4 protein-coding genes, 1 tRNA gene and 1 pseudogene are annotated in these 4,173 nt (G+C 68.1%); 4 read left to right on the top strand and 2 right to left on the bottom strand.

The window, feature by feature from the left end:
* Together VF662_RS12150 and ftsE are read right to left on the bottom strand one after the other, a co-directional pair.
* The coding region (locus VF662_RS12150) for a cell division protein FtsX (protein ID WP_464141532.1) at nucleotides 1-614 on the bottom strand (614 nt) is incomplete at its 3' end.
* On the bottom strand, nucleotides 611-1,408 hold the full coding sequence (gene ftsE / locus VF662_RS12155) for a cell division ATP-binding protein FtsE (RefSeq protein ID WP_464141534.1): 798 nt from the start codon (nucleotides 1,406-1,408) through the stop codon (nucleotides 611-613). The genes VF662_RS12150 and ftsE, both read right to left, overlap by 4 nt.
* A 61-nt stretch (nucleotides 1,409-1,469) precedes the next feature.
* Between ftsE and VF662_RS12160 the strand changes: the two are divergent.
* The 4 genes and pseudogenes from VF662_RS12160 to VF662_RS12175 all read left to right on the top strand — a co-directional run.
* A pseudogene (locus VF662_RS12160) lies at nucleotides 1,470-1,565 on the top strand (MJ0042-type zinc finger domain-containing protein); the annotation flags it as partial.
* A gap of 198 nt (nucleotides 1,566-1,763) precedes the next feature.
* Nucleotides 1,764-2,252: a hypothetical protein gene (locus VF662_RS12165; protein ID WP_464141539.1), complete on the top strand. Its 489-nt coding sequence runs from the start codon at nucleotides 1,764-1,766 to the stop codon at nucleotides 2,250-2,252.
* A gap of 102 nt (nucleotides 2,253-2,354) precedes the next feature.
* A tRNA-Leu gene (locus tag VF662_RS12170) sits at nucleotides 2,355-2,441 on the top strand.
* Nucleotides 2,442-2,640: 199 nt separating this feature from the next.
* Nucleotides 2,641-4,173, top strand: a 1,533-nt coding sequence (locus VF662_RS12175; RefSeq protein ID WP_464141536.1) for a transglycosylase domain-containing protein, incomplete at its 3' end; no start/stop codon positions are given.

Here is a 4,173-nt window from a genome sequence, read left to right on the forward strand (position 1 = left end):
ACCTCGATCGTGCCACGATGCGTGTCGAGCGCCGCCCGCGCGGCGAGCACCACGGTCGCGGCCGTCGCTCCCACCATCAGCAGCACGAGCCCGCCCGCCAGCCACTTCAGCGCCTGGATGAGCTTGGCGAGCGGCGCCAGCCACTGCGCATTGTCGTCGACGCGGGCCGACGGCGCCACCTCCGCCACCGCGCTCCGGATGACGTCGAGGTTCTGATAGGCCTGCGGCGTCAGGTCGGCGTCGATCATCGCCGGCACCGGAAGGTCCGCGTCCATCCCGCCGGCGCCGAGCCAGGGCTCCAGCAGGCGCGCCATCTCGGCCTCGTCCACCCGCTTCACCGATTTGACGCCGGTGATCTTCTCGAGCTCGGAAATGGTGATCCGCGCCTGTGCTTCACGGAAATCGGGGTTCGCCTCGACGATCTGGACGGTGATGCGGTTGCCGATATCGGCATCGAGGCTCTTCGCCGCATTGCCGAGCCCAAGGCCGGCCGCGGCGGCGAGCACCGTCAGGAACATCATGATCGCGATCACCCAGGGCATCGGCCCCGTCAGCCGCCCCTCGGGCAGCAGGCCGCGGTCGGCGGCGCCGAACTTGCGCGGGCGAGCCTTCACGCGGCGGGGCTCCGGGGCGGATTGCGGAGCGCGCCGGTGGGGTCCGCGATCTGCCCGCGGTCGAGGCGGAGCATCTCGGCCCGGGTGATGCGCGAGATGAGGTGGATGTCGTGGGTCGCCACCACGACCGTGGTGCCGAGCCGGTTCAGGCTGTCGAACAGGTGCAGCAGGCGCTTGGCCATTTCCGGATCGACGTTGCCGGTCGGCTCGTCGGCGACCAGCAGCTCGGGCCGCGCGATCACCGCCCGGGCAATCGCGACGCGCTGCTGCTCTCCGCCCGAAAGCGTCGCCGGACGGGCGCTCGAGCGGTGGCCGAGCCCCACCCAGTTCATCATCTCCCGGACCGGCGTCTCGAGATCCTTCTCCTCGACGCCTGCAACCCGCAGCGGCAGAGCGACATTGTCGAAGGCGGACAGGTGCCGGACGAGGCGGAAATCCTGAAAGACGACGCCGATCCGCCGCCGGAAGCCGGGCAGGCGCTTCCGGGGCATCGTCACGATGTCCTCACCGAACAGGCGGATGAGCCCGCGGCTCGGGCGCTGGGCAAGGTAGAGCAGCTTCAGAAGCGAGGTCTTGCCCGCGCCCGAAGGTCCGGTGAGGAAGTAGAATCCCCCCTCCCGCAGCGAGAAGCTGAGGTCCGAAAGCGTCTCGGCGCCGGTGCCGTAACGAAGGCCCACATTCTCGAACTGGACGATACTGCTTGGGCTCAGACCCGCCTCCGCGACTTCACTGACGCTTTCGCCAAGCAATGGCACGGCCCGCGGCCCCGCGTAAAGCGCGGCTATCGCTTGCATGCGGCGCCGTTGACGTGCTTAGATTCCGCAGCGCACCAGATAGGCGGGCCTGTACCACGCGATGATCCTTACCTGTCCCCTCTGCGACACCCGCTATGTGGTTCCTGACAGCGCCGTCGGCCCAAGCGGGCGGCAAGTTCGCTGCGCCAATTGCAAGAACAGCTGGTTCCAGGAGCCGGCGAAGAAATCCGCGCCCGCTGCGGCGGCGGAAGCCCCCGCGCCCGCGCCGAAGGCCGCAGCGCCCGCACCGCAGGCCCGGAAGCGCGCTCCGCAGGCAGCGCCGCCGGCACCGCCCCCGCCGGAACCGGTCGAAGAAGAGGCCGCTCCCCCTCCCCCGCTCCGGTCCGCAGCGTCCATGCTGGGCCCGAAGGCGGACGAGATTCCGGAGGATTACGACGCCTTTGCGCCCGATCCGCCGTTCCGCGGCCGCCGCAATCCGGCAAGGCTGTGGACCATGCTCGCCATCGCCGCCGCCGTGCTGATGCTGGGCGCGGTGGCCGCGATCTCCTATTTCGGTGTCCCCGTGTTCGGCGGCGCCAATGCCGCGTCAAAAGCGCTTGTGATCCAGTCGACCCGCAAGCCGGACCGGACCACCCTCGAAAGCGGCAATGAACTGCTGACCGTCTATGGCCGGGTCGTGAACAAGACCGATGCGCCGCAGCGCGTGCCGCCGATCAAGGCGGAGCTGATCGATCCGCAGCGCCGCGTCGTCTACAGCTGGGAGATCTCGGCACCGGTTGCCGAGCTCCCGCCACGCGGCAAGACGAATTTCAACAGTGCGGTGATGGATGTGCCGCGCGGCGCAAAGCGCCTCCGCCTCGACTTCTCCAAGCCCGCTTTCTGATCGGCTCCCAAACGCCTCAAAAGCGGCGTTGCGCGGGTTGGAGGGCTTTGCTAGGGGCACCGCCTTGCCAGCGCCGGATCATCATCCGGCGACATCAAATGTGCGGTCGTGGCGGAACTGGTAGACGCGCAACGTTGAGGTCGTTGTGGCCGAAAGGCCGTGGAAGTTCGAGTCTTCTCGACCGCACCATTTGATCCGCGCCCCGGAAAGGCGCAGCAGGCGGGGATGACCGCCGCTCCCCAGACAGAAGTTACGACCTGCTCGAGCCAGCTCGGGCTCTGGACCGTCTACGGCGAGGGAGCGGAGGCGACTGGCCGGGCCGTGCGGGAGAGCGCCGGCGGGCGAGGGATTGTGAGCCCGGCCAACAGGCCCTAGTCTCCGGCCCGCAATGGCCGACAGCGCTTCCTCCCCGATCAAGCGGACCTTCGTCACCCTGTTCAAGATCGGCCTCTACGGCACCTTCGTAGGGCTGATCGCGCTCGTGGTCGCGGTCGGCGTGGCGATGAGCTCGCTGCCCAATTATCAGGAGCTCGTCCGCCGCGACGATCTCGGCCAGATGATCCGGGTCCGCTCCGCCGACGGCACCGTCCTCGTCTCGCTGGGTCCGAGTTTCGGCGAATGGCTCCCCTACAGCCAGATCCCGCCGGTGATGCGCAATGCCATGATCGCGGTCGAAGACCGGCGCTTCCGCTCGCACCTCGGCGTCGATCCGATCGGCATCGCCCGCGGCGTCTACGTCGGCATCGCTCGTGGCGGCAGGGTCCGCGGTGTATCGACCATCGCGCAGCAGCTGGCTCGAAACATCTTCCTCACCAACAAGCGCACCTATGCCCGCAAATTGCGCGAGGGCATCCTGGCGCTCGCGATCGAGCAGCGCTTCACCAAGGACCAGGTGCTCGAACTCTATCTGAACCGCGTCTATTTCGGCGGCGGCGCCTACGGCATCGACGCGGCATCCCGTCGCTTCTTCGGCCACAGCGCCCAGGATCTGTCGCTGTCCGAAGCCGCGATCATCGCCGGCCTCGTCAAGGCGCCGTCAAACTATTCGCCGACCGCCGATGCGGAGGCGGCGAAGAGCCGCGCCGCAGTGGTGCTCAGGCTGATGCAGGACCAGGGCTATATCACCGCGGTCGAAGCGGCGAGCGCCGAGCCGGCCGACGTGAAGCTGGTGCCGACGCCGAAGCAGAACAGCGTCCGCTATTTCACAGACTGGGTGCTGCCGCAGCTCGACACCCTGATCGACGAGACCGTTGAGCCGATCGACGTCTGGACGACGCTCGACGTCAACATGCAGCGGGCGGCGGATCAGGCGATCAACGCCAACACCCCCGGCGGCGCGCAGGGCGCCTTGGTCTCCCTCGACCGTGACGGCGCCGTCCGGGCAATGGTGGGCGGCCGCGACTATGTGAGCTCCATCTACAACCGGGCGACTCAGGCGACGCGCCAGCCGGGATCGGCCTTCAAGCTGTTCGTCTATCTTTCCGCGATCGAAGCCGGCCACCGTCCCGACGACACCGTCGTGGACGAGCCCGTCAACATCAACGGCTGGCGGCCGAGGAACAACGACCGCGTCTATCGCGGGCCGATCACCATCCGCCAGGCCTTCGCAGGCTCGATCAACACCATTTCCGCAAAGCTCGGGCAGGAGGTCGGCTTCCGGACGGTCGCCGATATGGCTCAGCGCTTCGGGATCACCACCGAGGTCAATACCCATCCCTCGATGGTGCTCGGCACCTCCGACGTGCGGCTGATCGACATGACCCGCGCCTTCGCGAGCGTTGCGAGCAAGGGCATTGCCGTCGTCCCCTATGGCATCCGCAAGGTGACGACGGCCAAGGGCGAACTCATCTACCAGCAGCAGACGGGCGAGGCGCGGACCCTGGTCGCGCCCTGGGTGGCGGCGCAGATGACGGACCTTCTC

It is taken from the genome of Allosphingosinicella sp., from assembly GCF_036387215.1.
Taxonomy (GTDB): domain Bacteria; phylum Pseudomonadota; class Alphaproteobacteria; order Sphingomonadales; family Sphingomonadaceae; genus Allosphingosinicella.

Excerpts from the sequence above, each read along its gene's own strand:
- ftsE (WP_464141534.1), bottom strand. The coding sequence starts at position 1,408 with ATGCAAGCGATAGCCGCGCTTTACGCGGGGCCGCGGGCCGTGCCATTG.
- VF662_RS12165 (WP_464141539.1), top strand. The coding sequence starts at position 1,764 with ATGCTGGGCCCGAAGGCGGACGAGATTCCGGAGGATTACGACGCCTTT.